Raw genomic sequence first — 18,632 nt, forward strand, 5'->3', positions numbered from 1 at the left:
TCGCGAACCGGACACCGAGATGACCTCAGCCCCCCACCCCGCGCACGTGCCGCTGTCGGACGTGCGGCTGGTCGATGCCGTCACCCATGTGCACGACGCCGACGAGCTGACCTGGGTGGTGGCGGGCGCCTGCACGATCGAGGCGTCCGGTCGTCGCTGGCGCATCGACACCGCCACGACGCTGCGGATCCCGGCCGGACTGCAGCACCGTGTGGTGCCGCGACCGGACTCGATCGTGTTCCCGCTGCTGTTCCCCGCCGGGCTCGGCGGCGGGGCGAACGCGCAGCTGGTCGCACGGACGCCCGCACTCGAGGCCTGTGCCCGCGTGCTGCTGCAGCCCGGGCTCGCGACGCCGCAGGCGGTCGCGTGCGCACGGGATGCGGCATCCCGCCTGCTGCGCAGCGACGACGCGAGCGCGGTGCCGCTGCCCCGGGACGCCCGGGTGCGCGCGCTGGCGCAGGCGATCGTCGACGCCCCCGCGCACCCGGCGCCGCTGGATGAGCTGGCTCGTCGCGCTCACATGAGCGGCCGCACCGTGCAGCGGCACTTCCGTCGCGACACCGGGCTGAGCTTCGGCGCCTGGCGCGCCGAGGTGCGGCTGGCGCACGCGCGGCGGCTGCTTCAGGCCGGTCACTCCGTGGCCGCCGCCGCCCGCGCGGCCGGGTACCTCAGCACGAGCGCGTTCGTCGCCGCGTTCCGCCGCCGGCACGGCGTGACGCCCGGAACCCTTGCCCCGCCCCCCTGAGCGCGAGGCGCACGTCGAACACGCGCGGGATGCACCTTCGACGCGCTGTCTCCGAATCGTCACCGCCTCACGACCCGCACCCGCCGCGCCCGACGTAGGCTCGCCCCGTGAACGCCTCCACCACGCTGCGCGCCGCCGCGGCCGGAGTCGCCGCGGTCGTGCTCGGCGCGGGGCTCGGCGAGCTGACGGCCGCGGCGTTCGCTCCGGCGTCGAGCCCGTTCGCCGCGATCGGCGCCGTGCTCATCGACATCGCACCGGGCTGGGCGAAAGAGTCCGCGATCAGCCTGTTCGGCACCGCCGACAAGACCGCCCTGCTGGTCGCCATCGCCGTCGTGCTGCTCGTGGTCGCGGCCGTTCTGGGCGTGCTCGAGGCCCGGTTCCGCCGCGTCGGCGCGCTGCTGTGCGGCGCACTGGGTGTGATCGGCGTGGTGGCCGCGGTGACGCGGCCGGATGCCGGGGGTCTCGCGCCCGCTCCGTCGATCGTCGCCGGTCTGGCTGCTGCGCTCGCGATCGGTTCCCTGGTCCGTCGCGCGAAGTCGCTCGCGCCGGAACCCGCGCCGGACCCCATCGGCCCCGGCCGGACCGACGCACCGCGCGACCCCGACAGGCGCCGGTTCTTCGCGTGGACCGGTGCCGCCGCCCTGGTGGGCGTGGCCGCCGCGGTCGGCGGCACGCTGCTGCAGGCCGGGTCGCGTGCGGCCGGCGCCGTCCGCTCGGCGCTGCGCCTGCCGGCCCCGGTGGCTCCGGCGCCCGCCATCCCCGACGGCGCCGAGCTGCGCATCGCCGGGCTCGCCCCGCTGGTCACCCCGAACGACCGGTTCTACCGCATCGACACCGCACTGCTGGTGCCGCAGATCGACCCCGCCAAATGGTCACTGCGCGTGCACGGCATGGTCGAGCATCCGTTCACCCTCAGCTGGGACGAGCTGCTGAAGCTGCCGATGCGGGAAAGCTACGCGACGCTCACGTGCGTGTCGAACGAGGTGGGCGGCGACCTGATCGGCAACGCGAAGTGGCTCGGGCACCCGATCCGCGAGCTGCTCGCCCGCGCCCGGCCGCACGCCGACGCCGACATGGTGCTGTCCCGATCGGTCGACGGGTTCACCGCATCCACCCCGCTGGACGCGCTCACCGACGACCGCGACGCGATCCTGGCGATCGGCATGAACGGTGAGCCGCTGCCGATGGCGCACGGCTTTCCGGTGCGGATGGTGGTGCCGGGGCTGTACGGCTACGTGTCGGCGACGAAGTGGGTGGTCGACCTCGAGGTCACCCGGTTCGATGCGGCGACGGCGTTCTGGACGACGCAGGGCTGGGCGCCGCGCGGTCCGATCAAGCTCGCATCGCGCATCGACGTGCCCCGGCGCGGGTCGAGCGTGCCGGCCGGCGACACCGTGATCGCCGGGGTCGCCTGGCAGCAGCATGTCGGGGTGTCGGCGGTGGAGGTGTCGGTGGATGGCGCACCCTGGCAGCGCGCGCAGCTGGCGCCCGCGATCTCGGCCGACACCTGGGTGCAGTGGCACCTGCCGTGGCGCGCCGCCCCGGGCGACCACGACATCCGGTGCCGGGCGATCAGTCGCACCGGTCAGGTGCAGACCGCGCAGCAGGCGCCGCCCGCACCGGACGGAGCGACCGGGTGGGATCAGGTCACGGTGCACGTGACCTGATCCCGACCCGGGTCTCAGCCGGCGAGCACGACCGTGAGCTGCTCGATGGCCCAGTCCAGCTCGGTGGCGCGGATCACCAGCGGCGGCGCGATGCGGACGGTCTGGCCGTGGGTGTCTTTGACGAGCACGCCGCGCGACAGCAGCCGTTCGGCGACCTCGCGGCCGGTGCCGACGGCCGGGTCGATGTCGACCCCGGCCCACAGCCCGGCGACGCGCACCGCGGTGACGCCGTGGCCGATCAGCTCGCCGAGCCCTGCCGCGAGGTGCTCGCCGAGTGCGGCGGCGCGCTGCTGGAACTCGCCCGAGGCGAGCATCTCGACCACCTGCAGGCCGACGGCGGCGGCCAGCGGGTTGCCGCCGAACGTCGAGCCGTGCTCGCCGGGGCGGATGACGCCGAGCACGTCGCGGTCGGCGACGACCGCCGAGACCGGCACGATGCCGCCGCCCAGCGCCTTGCCGAGCAGGTAGACGTCGGGCACGACGTCCTCACGGTCGCAGGCGAAGGTGGTGCCGACGCGGCCGAGGCCGGACTGGATCTCGTCGGCGATGAACAGCACGTTGCGGCGCGTGCAGATCTCGCGCACCTCGCGCAGATACCCCTCCGGCGGGATGATGACGCCGGCCTCGCCCTGGATCGGCTCGATCAGCACGGCGGCGGTGTTCTCGTCGATCGCGGCGTCGATGGCCGAGGCATCCCCGTACGGCACCTGCACGAAACCGGGCGTGAACGGCCCGAACCCGTCGCGGGCGGTCTCGTCGTCGCTGAACCCGACGATGGTCGTGGTGCGGCCGTGGAAGTTTCCGTTCGCGACCACGACGGTCGCGGCATCCGGCGCCACGCCCTTGACCCGGTACGCCCACGCCCGCGCGACCTTGATGCCGGTCTCGACCGCCTCGGCGCCGGTGTTCATCGGCAGCACGAGGTCTTTGCCGCACAACTCGGCCAGGGCCGTGGCGAATGCACCGAGCCGGTCGTTGTGGAACGCGCGGCTGGTGAGGGTGAGCCGGCCGAGCTGCTCGGTGGCGGCGGCGACGAGGGCCGGATGCCGGTGCCCGAAGTTCAGCGCGGAGTAGGCCGAGAGCAGGTCGAGGTAGCGCTTGCCTTCGACGTCGGTGACCCAGACGCCCTCGCCGGTGGCCACGACCACCGGCAAGGGGTGGTAGTTGTGGGCGAGGTGCTCGTCTTCGCCGCGGATGATGCGGACGGCCTTGGTGTCGAGGGTGGGGGCGGTGCTCATCGGGTTCCTCCGTCGGGTGCAGAGTCGGGTGCCGAGCCGGCCGTCGATCCGGCCGTCGAGTCGGATGCTGCGCCGGGTGCCGGGCGCAGCTCGAGCGTGCAGCACTTGATGCCGCCGCCGCCGAGCAGCAGCTCGGACAGGTCGACATGCACCGGGTTGTAGCCGCGATCGCGCAGCAGCGCGTCGTAGCCGGTGGCGCGCGGCGAGATGAAGACGTTGCGGCCGTCGCTGGCCGCGTTCAGGCCGAACGCCTGGCCGTCGGCCTCGGGCACGCGGATGGCGTCGGGGTAGCGCTGCTCGAGCACGCGGCGGCTGTCGTCGTCGAAGGCGCTGGGCAGGTAGGCGATGTTGGCGTGCTCGACGCCGCCCGGACCCTGCACCGGGTCGAGCACGGTGATGGCGGTGTCGAGGTGGTAGAAGCTGGGGTTCACCAGGCGCAGCGAGACGACCTCGCGGTCGAACACGCGGGCGATCTCGGCGTGCGAGTCGATCGACGAGCGGAATCCGTGGCCGGCGAGGATGGTGTCGCCGACGAGCAGGATGTCGCCCTCCCCTTCCTGCACGGCGACCGGTTCGACGACCTCGTAGCCGTGGGCGGCGAACCAGTCCATGAACGGGCGCTCCTCGCCGCGGCGCTCGCCCACGTTGAAGCGCACGCCGAGGGCCTTGCCGTCGATGATGAAGCCGCCGTTGGCGGTGTAGACCATGTCGGGCAGGCCCTCGACCGGGTCGATCAGCTCGACCTCGTGGCCGAGCGACAGGTACGTGTCGTACAGCGTCTGCCACTGTCGCACGGCCTTGGCGGTGTCGGTGGGCACGGCCTTGTGCATCCACGGGTTGATCTCGTAGCTGACCGTGAAATAGGTCGGCTTGCACATCAGGTAGCGACGGTGCTGCGCGATGCGATCGGATGCCACAGCCTGGCTGGTGGCCGTCTCGGAAAGGGACATTCTGCTCCTCACTGAACGTGATGGCGGACGCCGTCCTCAGGCCCGGCGGAAGTTCGACCCAGCACGGTGGGGAAGATGCGACACGGGCACGCCGGGTCCATTCTCTCACCGCGCCGCAGCCGCCGCGGCCAGGCCGCGCTCAGCTGGGCCCGCGGCGGTGCCGTCGGGTGGTCGTCTGTCGCCGGTCGTCGGTGGTCGGTGGTCGGTCGGCGCGAGATCAGGCGATGACTCTGGGCTCCGACGTCGCCGTGACGGAAGTCTGCGCTGACGCTCACCGGTCCGCATATGCATAGACATGTCCGAGCGCACGTACTGAGAGACATCCGCCGACGCTGTCGCGCCCGGGTCGCATGCGCCGAGGTGTGACGATCTGGCCGAGCTCGTGCGTGAGCTGGGCCGGCCCGCGCCTCGCATGGGCCGAGACCGAAGAAATCCATCTTCTGAGATTAGGGGTTGCGGAATCGAACATCTCTGCTAGAGTTGAATCATCAAGCATTCGAACATCCTTGGAGGTGACCGATATGACCATCGCGATGTCGCCGTCGGTCGCCGAGCTGGATGAACTGCTCGACAGCCTCACGCAATCACGGGCGGCGGAGTGCCGTGCATTCGCGGCGCAGATGGTCGCCTTCGACAAGGTCGAGACGCTGGTGCAGCGTCGCGAAATGGAGCGCGCCCACCGCCGCAGCCTGGGCACCGCATCCCGCGACCCGCAGTTGGCCCAGCGTGAGGTGTATGCCGAGATCGCGGCGACGCTGCATATGAGCGAATGGCAGGTTGCGCGTAAAGCCGGTCAGGCACGCCTGCTCGTGAACGAGTTCTTCGACACTCTGTGCGACGTCAGCGACGGGTCACTCTCCCCCGCGCACGGCTCGATCATCGCCGACGCCGGCGCCGAAATCGACGACCCGATCGTGCAGGCCGAGTTCCAGGATGTTGCCCGCGACATGGCCCGGGAGATGACCCCGGCACAATTGAAGCACGCGGTGGCGGGGCTGGTGCAGCGGCTCGACCCCGAGGGCACCGAGCGACGCGTGAAAGAAGCGGCGACGGCCCGCAAGGTCACGCTGCGGCACCTGCGGGCGGGACTGTCCCGGTTGACGATCGACGGACCCACCGACCAGCTCGTCGGCATGTACAACCGGGCGAGCGACATGGCCGGTGAGCTGCTCGCACAGAACGCGGCCGACAAGTCCGAGTGGCAATTCCGCCGTGCGAACGGCGCGTCCGGCGAGCCCGGTGACACCGCCGCACCCGGCCACGGCTCCGCACAGGTCGTTGGGCCCGGCGCGAGCGAGACGACCAGCACCGAGGCGACCGGACCCGGCGACGCGACGCCGGCCGATGCGCCAGCGCCGGCCCATGCGACGGAGCCGGCCGACGCAGCAGGTCCGGTCGATGCGACGGCGCCGGGCGATGCGACGGCGCCGGGCGATGCGACGGACCCGGCGGACCCGGTGGACACGACAGTGCCGATCGATGCGACAGGGCCGGTCGGTGGTCCCGCGGCGGGCTGTGGACGTGGCTCCACCGGTGCAGCAGTGCCCGACGGCGCGCCCGCGGTGGCGGACGATGAGGAGCCGGTGTTCGACGAGCGGACCCGGGATCAGCTCATGACCGACGTGCTCTGTGACCTCGTGTTGACCACGGCCAGCCACGGGCACGGCACGACCGATGATCGCAAAGACACGCTCAACGGGATCACTCCGACCGTCCAGATCACGATCCCCGCCACCGCCCTGACCGGGCAGACCGTCGGCGGCGCCGCGGTCGACGGGGTCGGTCCGATCGAGACGGCGACCGCCGCACACTACGCCGCGATCGCCCCGCACTGGATGCGCGTGTTCGTCGATCCCGACACGGGCGTACCGATCTGCATCGACAAGCACGATCCGACCGCGGCACAACGCCGGTTTCTGCGGGTGCGCGATGAACGATGCCGGTTCCCGGGATGCCGGCGCCCCGCCCAGAAGTGCGACATCGACCACACCGTCGCGTACGCCGAAGGTGGACCGACCTGCCTGTGCAACCTGGAACACCTGTGCAAGCGCCACCACACGCTCAAGCACAACACCGACTGGACGGTCCAGCAGCTCCCCGGCGGGGTGCTGATCTGGGTCGCGCCGACCGGACGGCACCACGTGACAAGACCACCCGGCTCCGTCAGATTCGTGCCCGCGCCGTGGCTGGATCCCGACCCGCATCCGCACGCACATCCAGACGCGCAGATGCACGCGTGGCCGGCTTACGACCCCGCGGATGACCCCGCGCCGTTCTGATCTCGCCGCCCTCCTGGTGCGGTCCACGCCGCCGCGCACGCGGCCCTCGTGCGGTCCGCCATGCCGGGCATGGACGGCGAACCCGCCCCGCGGTCACGCGGGGGTGTTCACACGCCGCGACCGCGTCAGATCACGTTCTCCGACCAGTCATCCGGGTTGCCGAAGCGGTGCGCGGTGATCGCGATCGCCTGCTCGTGCAGGAACGGCAGCAGCTCGAGCCGCCCCGCCGTGGTCACCTCGTTGTCGTAGACCGCCAGGTCGGGGTCGCCGCCCACGGCCTCGGCGAGCGCGCGATGCGCCGCCGCCACCGTCTCGGGCCGGCCGATCAGCCGCACCCGCGGCGGCCGCCCCGCACCACCTGAACCCGCACCGTCCGAGCCCGCACCGCCCAAGCCAGGGCCGACGCCGGGGCCGGCGGCATCCGTCATCGCATCGACCGACCCGGGGCCGGCGCCGATCCGCTCCAGGAACTGTGCGTCGTTCTCGACGAACACCGCGACCTGCTGGTCGGCCAGCACCCGCCGCACCTGCGCCGGCACCCCGGTCGACAGCGACAGTGTGAACGTCGCGCCGGCGCGCACGCCCGCGATCGCCACGCGCAGCACCTCCTGCAGCGACGCGTCGGGCAGCGCCCGCACCGCCACCGGCAGCGGCCGGTACCGGAACAGGTTGCGCTCGACACCCAGGTGCGACACGTCGCGCACCTGCCCGAACTCGCGCTCCCACGCGATCGCGTCCGACAGCGCACCCCGGCGCAGCCACTCGAACGCCGGATAGTCCAGCGCCGGCTGCGCCGCCTCGATCACATCGGTGATGCGCGTATCCAGACCGCGCAGATGCAGGGTGGTGGATGCCCCCGACCCCGCCGTCGCACGCCACGAGCCCAGCCCGATCAGGTAGTTCGGGCCGCCCGCCTTCGTGCCGGCGCCCACCGACGAGCGCTTCCACCCGCCGAACGGCTGCCGCTGCACGATCGCACCGGTGATGCCGCGGTTCACGTACAGGTTCCCCGCCTCGACCCGGTCGAGCCAGACCGCCAGGTCGTCGGGGTTCTGTGTGTACAGCCCCGCGGTCAACCCATAGGCCACGCCGTTCTGGATCTCGATGGCCTCGGCCAGGGTGGCGGCGTGCATCACGCCCATGACCGGCCCGAAGAACTCCTCACGGTGGAACCGCGACCCCGGCACGACGCCCACGCGCACGCCCGGCGTCCAGAACCGGCCGGCGGTCTCGGGCCCGACGTCCAGCGGCTCGGGCTTGACCAGCCACTGCTCGCCCGCCTCGAGCGTGGTCAGCGCCCATTCCAGCTTGCCGTGCGGCTTCTCGATCACCGGGCCGACCTCGCTGGTCGCGTCGCTGGGCGGCCCGACCCGCAGCGACCGCACCGAGTCGATGAGCTGCCGGCGGAACCTCTCGCTGCGCCCGACCGGGCCGACGAGGATCGCCAGCGACGCCGCCGAGCACTTCTGCCCGGCGTGCCCGAAGGCGCTCTTGACCAGATCGGATGCCGCCAGGTCGAGGTCGGCGGACGGCATCACGATCATGGCGTTCTTGCCGCTGGTCTCGGCCAGCAGCGGCAGGTCGGGCCGCCACGACCGGAACAGTGCCGCCGTCTCCCACGACCCGGTGAGGATCACCCGGTCCACGTCCGGGTGGGTGATCAGCTGCCGGCCGAGGTCGCCCTCGTCGATGTCCACCAGCGCGAGCAGTTCGCGCGGCACACCGGCCTCCCACAGCGCCTCACTGATGACGGCCGCGCAGCGGCGGGCCTGCGGCGCGGGCTTGAACACCACGCCCGAGCCGGCGGCCAGCGCCGCCAGCACGCCACCGGTCGGGATCGCCACCGGAAAGTTCCAGGGCGGGGTCACCACGGTCACCTGCGCCGGCACGAACACCGCGCCGGCGACCCCGTCGAGCTCGCGCGCCGTCGCCGCATAGTAGTTCGCGAAGTCGACGGCCTCACTGACCTCGACATCGCCCTCGCTGAACACCTTTCCGGTCTCGGATGCCGCGACCTCGATGAGTTCCCCGCGTCGCGCCTCGAGCGCCCTCGCGGCGGCCTGCAGCACCGCCGAGCGCTCGGCCGCCGGCATCCCGCCCCAGGCGGCTGCGGCATCCTTCACCTGCGCGACGATGCCCACGAGCGCGTTCGCATCGGTCACCCGGGCGCCGGCCAGGGTGTCGTCGCCCGCGGTCGAGGTCTCGATGCGGGCGATGATCTCGTCGGCCCACACCCGGTTCGCCGGCAGCGCCGGGTCGGAGTCGGGCGTGTTGCGGAACCCGGGAGCGCCCACCGCACGGGTGCCCGACTCGCGCGGCGAGAAGACCGCGGTCTCGACGAATCCTTCGCCGCCGAAGAGCACTTCTTCGGCGCCGAGCACGGCCTGGGTGAGCCCCTGTTCGTCGCCGGCCGGCGCATCGCGGCGGATGCGGCCCTCGTCGACGACCGGAACCTCGGCGGCACGGTCCTGGGTGCGGAACGGGCCGGTGTGCAACGCGGGGTCGGCGGCGCGCTCGATCGAGGCGACGAACCGACCGCGCTCGCGGTCGAACAGCGACGCGTCCTCGTGCAGCTCGAACGCGGCCGACAGGAAGTTCTCGGTCGACGCGTTCTCTTCCAGTCGCCGCACCAGGTAGCTGATGGCGACGTCGAACTCGCTGGGCTTGACGACCGGCACATACAGCAGCACCGCGCCGACCTCGCGCGAGACCGCCTCGACCTGCCCCTGGGCCATGCCCAGCAGCATCTCGAACTCGATGTCGTCGCGCACGCCACGCTGCCCGGCCAGCAGCCACGCATAGGCGATGTCGAACAGGTTGTGGCCGGCCACGCCCATGCGCACAGCCCGGGTGCGGGCGGGGTCGAACGCGGCGTCGAGGCAGCGCAGGTAGTTCGCGTCGCTGTCGACCTTGCTGCGGTACGGCGCCTGCGGCCAGCCGTGCATGACCGCATCCACATGCTCCATGGCAAGGTTGGCGCCCTTGACCAGACGCACCTTGATGCGGGCACCACCGGCGTCGACCCGCTGACCGGCCCAGTCGGTGAGCCGGTCGAGCGCCGGTAGCGCGTCGGGCAGATACGCCTGCAGCACGATACCGGCCTCGAGGTCCTTCAGCCGCGGGTCGGCGAGGATCCGGGTGAACACCGCGATGGTCAGGTCGAGGTCGCGGTACTCCTCCATGTCGAGGTTGATGAAGGTGCCGTTGCCAGCGGCGGTGACATACAGCGGCTTCAGCCGCTCGACGACCGTGTCGACGACCTGCTCGAATGCCCACATCGACAGGTGGCTGACGATCGCCGACACCTTCACCGAGACGTAGTCGACGTCGGGGCGGCGGATGAGGTCGTGGATGCCGTCGAGTCGGCGTTTCGCCTCGGCCTCGCCGAGCACCGCCTCGCCGAGCAGGTTGAGGTTCAGCCGGTGGCCGGTGCCACGCAGCTTCTCGATGGCGGCGCCGAGCTTCTCGGGCCGCGCATCGACGATGAGATGACCGACCATGCCGCGCAGCACGCGTCGGGCGATGGGCACCACCGGGTAGGGCAGCACCGGCGCGACGGCGCCGCCGATGCGCACCGCGGTGCGCAGGTACCACGGCAGAAAGCGCGGCACCAGCGGGGCCACGCGGTGCAGATTGGATGCCGCCGCCGACAGCGACTCGGGACGCATCACCCCGTCGACGAAGCCGATGGTGAACGGCAGGCCGTTCTCGTCCTGCAGCACGCCGGCCAGTCGCTGCGCGGCCGGATCGACGACCGCCTTCGCGGACTCGTCCACCCACCGCCGGGCGAGCGCGACCGCATCGTCGGCGAGCTGCGGCGTCGTCAGGGCGTCGTCGGTCTGGGCCATCTGCTTGTCCTCCACGCTTCCAGGATGCGGCATCCCACTCATCATGAAAAGCGATGATCTATGATCGATTGACTTCGATTTTCCCAATGATTGCTGGGATGATCCCGGGAGGTGCGGTGTTCGAGCTGCGCAGGTTGCGGATGCTGCACGAACTCGCGCTGCGCGGCACCCTGGCGGCGGTGGCCGAGGCCCTGTCGTACAGCCCGTCGACGATCTCGCAGCAGTTGGCGCTGCTCGAGCGCGATGCCGGCGTGACGCTGCTCGAACCGGACGGGCGCGGGGTGCGGCTGACCGACCACGGCCGGCTGCTGGCCGCGCACGCGGAACGGATGCTGCAGCTGGACGAGCAGGCGCGGGGCGAGCTGGAGCGGCTGCGGCCGGGCGCGGCGCCGGTGCGGGTGGCGGTGATGCAGACGGCGGCGCAGGCGATCCTCGCCCCGGCGCTGACCCTGCTCGCGCAGCGCGAGCCCGACCTGCGGGTCGAGGTGGCCGACGTGCCGCCCGAAGAGGGGCTGTTCGAGCTGTCGGCCCGCCGGTTCGACCTGGTGATCGCCGAGCAGTACCCGGGCTCGTCACGCGAGCACCGGCCCGACCTGGACCGGGTCTCGCTCGGGCGCGATCCGATCCGGCTGGCGCTGCCGCCACAGGATCCCGCGGGCGAGCTGGCGGCGCTGCGCGATCGGGCGTGGGTGATGGAGCCGCGCGGCACGGCGGCGAGGCGGTGGGCCGCCGAGCAGTGCCGGGCGGCCGGGTTCGAGCCCGACGTGCGGTTCGAGATCGCCGACCTGACCGCGCAGGTGCGGTTGATCACCGCAGGTCACGCGGTGGGGCTGCTGCCCGACCTGGTGTGGAGCGGGACGGCGCCGACCGCGCGCCTGGTCGAGCTGCCGCAGGCGCCCTCGCGTGAGCTGTTCACAGCCGCACGCCGCGCGACCGCCGGGCGCAGTGGCATCCTGGCCGTGCGCACGGCGCTGCACGACGCGTTCGCCGCGCGCTGAGCCCGGCCCGCCGAGCGCTACCGCCAGACGCTGGGAGCTGCCCGACCGGTCGACGGCAGTCGGGATGCCTCGGCCCAGTCGTGCACCCACGGCTCGACGTCGGGCACCTGCTGCGGCCGGCCGGTGGCGGCGAACAGTTCCTCGTGCGGCAGGGTGCCGCCCGAGCGGCGCATCATCCGGGCGCGGATGATGGCCCGGGCGTAGATCTCGCCGTCCACGACCGCGCGGTGTTCCATGTAGACGGCCCGGTCGTCATGACCGAGAAAGCGGGATTCGACGTCGAAGCGCTGCCAGAGCTGCAGGGACTTGCGGAACGTGATGGTCTCGGCGGCCACGACCGCGTACCAGCCGTTGCGGCGCATCGCGTCCCACAGCCCGGTGCGCACGAGCAGGTCCCACCGCCCGAGGTCGAACAGCGACAGGTAGCGTCCGTTGTTCATGTGGCGCAGGATGTCGATGTCGCTGGGCAGCGTGGTCAGCCGGATCGTGCCGACACCGGTCATCGGAAGGGTCTGCCCGCGCCGCATCCGACGTCGGGCCTGCAGGTGGATGAGGAGGGTCCGCCAGATCACGTTCACGAGCGCCGATGCTACCCGGCCTCACTCGGCAGTGGGCGGGGCGAACACCAGCTGTGCCGAGAACGTGCCCATGCTGCGGCTGACCACCTGGGCACGGCCCGGTGCCGACGGCACGGGCTTGAGGCGACCGATCAGCGCGCCTTCTTCGGGGTTGCCGCCCAGCAGGATGCCGGTGACGCCGAGGTCGGTGAACCGCTGGATGATCGGGTCGTAGGCCGCGCGCCCGGCACCGCCGGTGCGCCGGGTGAGGATGACGTGCAGGCCGAGGTCCGAGGCCTGCGCGAGCAGCGGCTGCAGCACCGCGAGCGGGTTGCCCTGACTGGTGGCCACCAGGTCGTAGTCGTCGACGAGGATGTAGCCTTCGGCCCCGCTCCACCAGCTGCGGTTGCGCAACTGTTCGGCGGTCACGTCGGGCCCCGGGATGCGCCCGCTGAAGAACTCGGCCAGCTCCTGCATGCCCGCCATCGCCATGTCGTGCGAGGTCAGATACGCCCCCAGGTAGTCCGCCGGCACCTCGCCCAGCAGCGACCGACGGTAGTCCACGAGGAAGATCTTCACCTGGGTGGGGCCGTAGCGGCGGGTGATCTCGCGCACGATGCCGCGCAGGAACGCCGTCTTGCCCATGCCCGCGTCGCCGTACAGGTACGCGTGCGCCTCGTTGAGCGGGTCGATGCCGAACGGGCGCAGGTGCGCCTCTTCGACGCCCAGCAGCAGCTGCCCGAAGCCGTCGCCGGCCTGCGCGCGCGCCTCGTCGAGGGTGAGCATCCGCGGCAGCAGCCTCAGTTTGGGCCCGGCAGGGCCGTGCCACGCCTGGCGCATCCGGGCGATCATGTCGTCCACGCCGTCCGCCAGGCGCCCCGGGTCCTGATCGCCGTCGACGCGGGGCAGGGCCCCCAGCATCTGCAGCCGCGCCCGGCTGAGCCCGCGTCCGGGCATGCCGCTGGGCACGTTCGCCGCCTGTTTGCGGTCGATCTCGGAGTCGGTGGGATCTCCCAGCCGCAGCTCGAGTCGGGTCTGGATGAGGTCCTTCAGACTGGCACGGATCTCCAACCACCGGTTGGCGGTGACCACGACGTGGATGCCGAAGCCCAGGCCCCGGGCGGCGATGGTCTGCACCCGCGGTTCGAGCATCTCGTACTCGCTGCGCAGCGTCGCCCACCCGTCGATCACGCAGAACACGTCGCCGTAGCCGTCGTCGACGATGCCGGCCGCACGCCGCTGCCGGTAGGTGTCGATCGAGTCGATGCCGTGCTCGCGGAAGTACACCTCACGCGCGTCGAGGATGCCCTCGATCTCGGCGACCGTGCGTCGCACCGATTCCTCGTCGGTGCGCGTGGCGATGCCGGCGATGTGCGGGTGCTGCTGCATGCCCGCGAACGCCCCGCCACCGAAGTCGAGCACGTAGAACTGTGCTTCCTGCGGCGTGGTGGTCAGCGCCAGCGCCGACACCAGGGTGCGCGCGAGGGTCGACTTTCCGCTGAGCGGTCCGCCCACGATCGCGACATGCCCGGCCGCGCCGCCGAGCGAGACCGTGAGCTGCTCACGGCGCTGCTCGAGCGGCACGTCGACGATCCCCAGCGGCACCGTCAGGGCCCCGGCATCCCGCCACGCCCGCGACACCAGCCCCAGCTCGGGATCGGGCGCGAGATCGGGCATGAGCTGGTCGAGGGTCGCCGGCTCGGCGAGCGGCGGCAGCCACACCTGGTGCGCCGCCGGGCCGCGGCCGGCCATCCGGTCGACGGCCAGCTCGAACGTCGACCGCGACTCGCGCGCGACCGGCTCGCGCACGGGCGGGGCGGATGCCTCGACCTCGACGTCCAACGCCTGGTTCGCGGCCGTGAACACATCGATCTCGGCCGCGTCGGCGCGCACGTCGCCGCCACCGGCCGCTGCGCTGCGCCGGCCCTTGGGCGGCCCCGAGACGTACGCGGCCCGGAACTGCACGAGCTCGTCGGTGCCCGACTTGAGGTAGCCGACGCCCGGCTCCTGCGGCAGGGTGTACGCGTCGGGCACGCCCAGCACGGTGCGCGATTCGGCGGCAGAGAACGTGCGCAGACCGACGCGGTACGACAGGTAGGTGTCCAGGCCCCGCAGCTTGCCCTCTTCGAGGCGCTGCGACGCCAGCAGCAGGTGGACGGCCAGCGACCGGCCGACCCGGCCGATGTTGATGAAGCTGTCCACGAACTCCGGCTTGGCGGCCAGCAGCTCCGAGAACTCGTCGGCCACGATCAGCAGCGCCGGCAGCGGCTCCAGGTCGGTGCGGCCGCCGCGGCGCGCCTTCTCATAGTCGGTGACGTTGGCGAAGTTGCCGGCGGCCCGCAGCAGCTCCTGCCGCCGCACGATCTCGCCCTGCAGCGCGTCCTGGAACCGGTCGACCAGCGCCAGCTCGCTGCCCAGGTTCGTGATCACGGCCGACACGTGGGGCATCCCGGCCATGCCGGCGAACGTGGCGCCGCCCTTGAAGTCCACGAGCACGAAGTTCAGCTGCTCGGGCGAATGGGTCAGTGCGAGGGCCAGCACCAGGGTGCGCAGCACCTCGGACTTGCCCGACCCGGTCGCACCGATCAGCACGCCGTGCGGGCCCATGCCCTGCTGGGCCGCCTCTTTCAGGTCGAGCACGAGTGGGGCGCCGGTGGTGTCCTGGCCGATCGGCACGCGCAGCCGGTCGCGTTCCAGTCGCGGCGCCCAGGTGCGGTCCAGGTCGAGGTCGCGCACGTCGGGCAGGCCCAGCAGGTCGACCAGTTCGCGCTGGCCGACGGTGGTCGTGGCCGCGTCGCCGCCCGAGGCGACCGGCACCGGGCGCAGGGCCATGAGCCGACGGGCCGTGGCTTCGGCCTCCACCACGGTGGTGGCATCCGGGGTGAACGGGCGCGTGGCCTCGGTGACGTCGAGGATCTCGCCCTGTCCGTCGTCGCCGGGCACGGCCAGCCGGCAGATCGCCGGGTCTTCGAGCTCGCCCCACCGTTCGGGCAGGTCGATGACGGTGACGCCCTGCACGCCCTCGATGCCCACCAGCGGGTCGCCGACCGGCAGTGAGACGCCGTCGGCGACCAGCACCACGTGCGGCGACGGGCGCACGCCGTCGCGCTGGAACCGGCCGCGTTCGGCCAGGCCCGACGGCAGCATGTCTTTGAGCGCGTCCAGCGACCCGCTGATCATGCGCGCGGCGCCCAGGCGGTCCTGCACGCGCTGCGAGTGCGCGTGCGGCAGCCATTTCACCCATTCCCATTCGGCGAGGTGGGCGTCGGCCGACAGCACCGCGATCACGACGTCTTCGGGGTCGTGCAGGGCGGCGATGCCCACGAGCATCGAGCGGGCGAGCGAGCGCACCCGGCCGGCATCCAGCCCGGTGATCTCCACGCGCGCGTACCCGCGCACGTCCACCGCGACCGGCAGCGCGTGCTGCATCTCGTGGGTGAGCATGAGCCGGTGCGCGGCCGACGCGGCGACCGGGTCCAGCTGCGCCAGCGGGGGGAGTTCGGGAGCGGCCAGGGTGAGCGAGAGCGGCTGGTCCGACACCCCCACCCGCACGTGCAGGAATCGTTCGTCCGCCGGACGCCGCTCCCAGACCCGGGTGCGCTCCTCGACGAGGAACGGCAGTGTGGCCGGGGCGGGGTTATCCCAGTTGTCGTGCCGACGCTGCTGTCGGGCGGCGACGCGCACGCTCTCGCGCAACTGGGCGAGGTAGGCCAGGTAGTCGCGACGGTTGGCCAGCACCTGCGCGGTGTGCTGCGAGCGCTGCCGCCAGCCGTTGACCGCGACGAAGCCGAGCGACGAGAGCAGGAACATGCCGCCGGTGAGGTACCCGGTGGGGCCGGCGTTGGTCATCGTGACCATGATGATGGCGCCCAGGCTGCCGACCAGGGGCAGCAGCGAGGTGAGGATGCCGGACCCGCCCTCGCTGGGCACCAGTTCGGGCGGCGGCTGCACGACGATCCGGTCGACGGGCTTGCGTGGGGGCGCGAGGCGTGATCCGCCGCTCATGCTTGTGCTCCGGCCAGTCTGGTCAGGGTGATGGTGCGGTCGCCGATGCGCACGCGCATGCCGTCCTCGACGAGCGTGCGCACCCCGGCGGGGAGGGTGCGGGCGGCCCCGTCTTCGAACAGCAGGTCGGTGCCGTTCATCGAGTCCAGATCGATCACCCAGGTGCCCTCGGCGGTCAGCTCGAGGCGACTGTGCGACTTCGACACGGTACGGGCCGGGTCGTCGACCTCGACCACGAGGTCTCCGGGCTGCACGGCGGCCGGGTTGCGCCCGAGCACCACCGCCGCCGGCACCGGCACCTGCACGCGCTGGCCCGTGTCCAGCAGCAGCAGCACACTGCCGGCCGCCTCCGGTGCCGCGGTGCGGGTGCGTCGTCGCAGCGGCGCGTCGGCGGGGGGCGTGGATGCCTCGGGCACGGGCTGCGCGACAGGCACAGGCTGCGGGACAGGCACGGGCTGCGGGACGGGCACAGGTTGCGGGACAGGGGCAGGCTGGGCGACGGGTGCAGGCTGGGCTGTTGCGTGAGGTAGCGCCACCACGACGGTGCCGGTGGCGCGATCGGCCCACGACCGGCGCCATCCGCTGTGCTCGCGCACACCGGTGAGCTCCAGCAGCCAGGCGCCGACGCCGAACACCGCGAGGCCGGCCATGGTGAACAGGCCCCGCACCAGTGTGCGGGCGCCGCCGGGCGAGGCGGGCGCGTCCATGCGTGCGGTGCGCAGCCGCATGAGCAGGCCGCCCAGGCCCGCACCGGTGCGCGCCTGCAGGATCCACAGTGCCAGCACCGCCTCGGCCACGGCCACGACCGCGAAGACCGGTGATCGGGTGGCCAGCAGCACGACGGATGCCACGATCGCGACGGCCGCGAGGTCGACGGTCAGTGCCGCCAGCCGCGCGGCGATGCCGGCGGGGGCGATCTGCACGGCCGTCGTGCGGCCGTCGGTGGCGGGGCCGGCGGTCATGAGGCCATCATTCCACGCACGAGATCGACGACCCCCGCCGCCAATAGGCCGGCGGGCAACGCCAGCGCCACGGCCAGTGCCTCGAGCACGTCTCCCAGCCGCGACCAGCGCAACGAGCGCGCACCGCGGGCGACCGGAACGATGAGCACGGCCGCGGCGACCGCCGCCGCGAGCACCGCCCCGGCGGTGACCGGCACCACGGTCGCGGCCACGGCCCGGGTCGCCGCGCCGGCCAGTGCGAGCGCCACGACGAACGCCGCGGCCCGCGGCATCCATCGCAGCAGCCCGTCCGACGCGCGCCGGCTCTGCAGCGTCAGCGCGACCAGCACGCAGACCGCGAGGGCGATCTGCCCGGCGCGGACGAGCGGCGCGGCGGCCAAGGGGATCAGCGCCGCCGGCGCGCTGATCATGACCGCGATGCCCACGACCGCGGCTCCCGCCCGCCACAGCGCCATCGACCGGGTGACCACGTCACGGGCGGCGTCGGCGGTGACCACGTGCGCGGGGTCGGGCTCGGGCTCGCGCACGGTCCAGCGCAGTGTCTGGAACCGCACGAAGTCGATGAACATCCCCGGTCGGGCGCTCACCGCGGTCGCCGGCAGCGCGCGCAGCACCACCGGTGCCGCGCCGAGCGTCACGGCGCACGCCGCGGCGGCGGGCAGGGCGAACACGACGGTGAGCGCCCAGAGCGCGACGACGCCCGCCGTCAGCACGGCGACCGCGCCGAGCGCGGCGGCCGCGGTCCGGTCGGCGGTGATGACAGCGAGCGCCGCGGCCAGCACCGCCACGGCGGCTCCTGCGCAGAGCACGGCGATGTGCGCACCGCCCCACGGCAGTGACGGGGCGGCGAGCACTCCGGCGGCGAACGCGAGGGCGAGCGGGGCGAAGGCCCCGGCGATGCCTGAGGCCGGGTCGGTGCCCGCGCGTCGGGCCCAGACCACACCGCCCGCGACCGCGGTGGCGGCGAAGACCGCTGCGACGATCGTGGTCAACGGCGCCGTCAGCCCGGTGGCCACCGCCGCCAGTGCGAGCGCGCCGAGCGCGACCGCTCCGGTCGCCGTCCACACGGCCGCGTCCGAACCGGCCGCTGCGCCCGGATCGCGAGAGGAGCGCCGGGGCCCGACGGGCGACACGGAGGTGTCGACGACGGCGAGGATGTCGCCGTCCGCACAGTCGCGCAGGGCACGTCCGCGGTCCACCTCGCGACCCTCACCGTCGCGCACGGTGAGGGTGCGCGCGCCGTCGGCGACGCCGATCCGGCCGAGCACGGCGGCCACCGTCAGGTCGACGGGCGCGGCGATGTCGTACCGGGTCGCTCCGTCGCAGATCACGATGCGGCGGCGCGCTGCCTGTTCGACCGAGTCCACCAGCCCATCCTGCCGG

11 protein-coding genes are annotated in these 18,632 nt (G+C 72.8%); 4 read left to right on the forward strand and 7 right to left on the reverse strand.

The annotated features are described in order from the left end of the window. Positions 1 to 19: 19 nt before the first annotated feature. Positions 20 to 745, forward strand: coding sequence for a helix-turn-helix transcriptional regulator (locus H577_RS16865; RefSeq protein WP_051191703.1), 726 nt, complete (start codon positions 20 to 22; stop codon positions 743 to 745). Positions 746 to 852: 107 nt separating this feature from the next. Further along, positions 853 to 2,412, forward strand: coding sequence for a molybdopterin-dependent oxidoreductase (locus H577_RS0103830; protein WP_211217886.1), 1,560 nt, complete (start codon positions 853 to 855; stop codon positions 2,410 to 2,412). Positions 2,413 to 2,426: 14 nt separating this feature from the next. Here H577_RS0103830 and rocD read toward each other — a convergent pair whose 3' ends face one another. Further along, positions 2,427 to 3,650: an ornithine--oxo-acid transaminase gene (rocD, locus tag H577_RS0103835; RefSeq protein WP_029144832.1), complete on the reverse strand. Its 1,224-nt coding sequence runs from the start codon at positions 3,648 to 3,650 to the stop codon at positions 2,427 to 2,429. Then, entirely contained in the window at positions 3,647 to 4,600 is a 954-nt protein-coding gene (gene ddaH, locus H577_RS15005) for a dimethylargininase (protein ID WP_084515779.1), read from the reverse strand. Before ddaH ends, rocD begins: the two co-directional genes overlap by 4 nt. Positions 4,601 to 5,121: 521 nt before the next feature. On the opposite strand from ddaH, the gene H577_RS16870 reads away from it, so the two are divergent. After that, positions 5,122 to 6,879: a DUF222 domain-containing protein gene (locus tag H577_RS16870; RefSeq protein ID WP_051191705.1), complete on the forward strand. Its 1,758-nt coding sequence runs from the start codon at positions 5,122 to 5,124 to the stop codon at positions 6,877 to 6,879. Between the two features lie 125 nt (positions 6,880 to 7,004). On the opposite strand, the gene H577_RS0103850 is transcribed toward H577_RS16870, so the two are convergent. Continuing rightward, entirely contained in the window at positions 7,005 to 10,727 is a 3,723-nt protein-coding gene (locus H577_RS0103850; protein ID WP_029144833.1) for a proline dehydrogenase family protein, read from the reverse strand. A 116-nt stretch (positions 10,728 to 10,843) separates the two neighbouring features. Here H577_RS0103850 and H577_RS0103855 point away from each other — a divergent pair, with 116 nt between their 5' ends. Further along, positions 10,844 to 11,725, forward strand: coding sequence for a LysR family transcriptional regulator (locus H577_RS0103855; protein ID WP_029144834.1), 882 nt, complete (start codon positions 10,844 to 10,846; stop codon positions 11,723 to 11,725). Between the two features lie 17 nt (positions 11,726 to 11,742). Here H577_RS0103855 and H577_RS0103860 read toward each other — a convergent pair whose 3' ends face one another. Genes H577_RS0103860 through H577_RS0103875 form a run of 4 tightly spaced genes read right to left on the reverse strand, consistent with a single transcriptional unit; the run spans position 11,743 to position 18,616 of the window. Next, complete coding sequence (locus H577_RS0103860) at positions 11,743 to 12,303, reverse strand: acyl-CoA thioesterase (protein WP_029144835.1); 561 nt, start codon at positions 12,301 to 12,303, stop codon at positions 11,743 to 11,745. A 21-nt stretch (positions 12,304 to 12,324) separates the two neighbouring features. Then, positions 12,325 to 16,287 carry a type VII secretion protein EccC gene (locus H577_RS0103865; protein WP_029144836.1) on the reverse strand — a complete coding sequence of 1,321 codons (3,963 nt, stop codon included), beginning with the start codon at positions 16,285 to 16,287 and terminating at the stop codon, positions 12,325 to 12,327. Next, positions 16,284 to 17,249, reverse strand: coding sequence for an FHA domain-containing protein (locus H577_RS17545; protein ID WP_029144837.1), 966 nt, complete (start codon positions 17,247 to 17,249; stop codon positions 16,284 to 16,286). The genes H577_RS0103865 and H577_RS17545 overlap by 4 nt, the downstream gene beginning before the upstream one ends. Beyond that, on the reverse strand, positions 17,246 to 18,616 hold the full coding sequence (locus H577_RS0103875) for a hypothetical protein (RefSeq protein WP_029144838.1): 1,371 nt from the start codon (positions 18,614 to 18,616) through the stop codon (positions 17,246 to 17,248). The genes H577_RS17545 and H577_RS0103875 overlap by 4 nt, the downstream gene beginning before the upstream one ends. Positions 18,617 to 18,632 lie beyond the last annotated feature (16 nt).

Origin of the sequence: Microbacterium luticocti DSM 19459 (assembly GCF_000422405.1) — a bacterium.
GTDB lineage: Bacteria > Actinomycetota > Actinomycetes > Actinomycetales > Microbacteriaceae > Microbacterium > Microbacterium luticocti.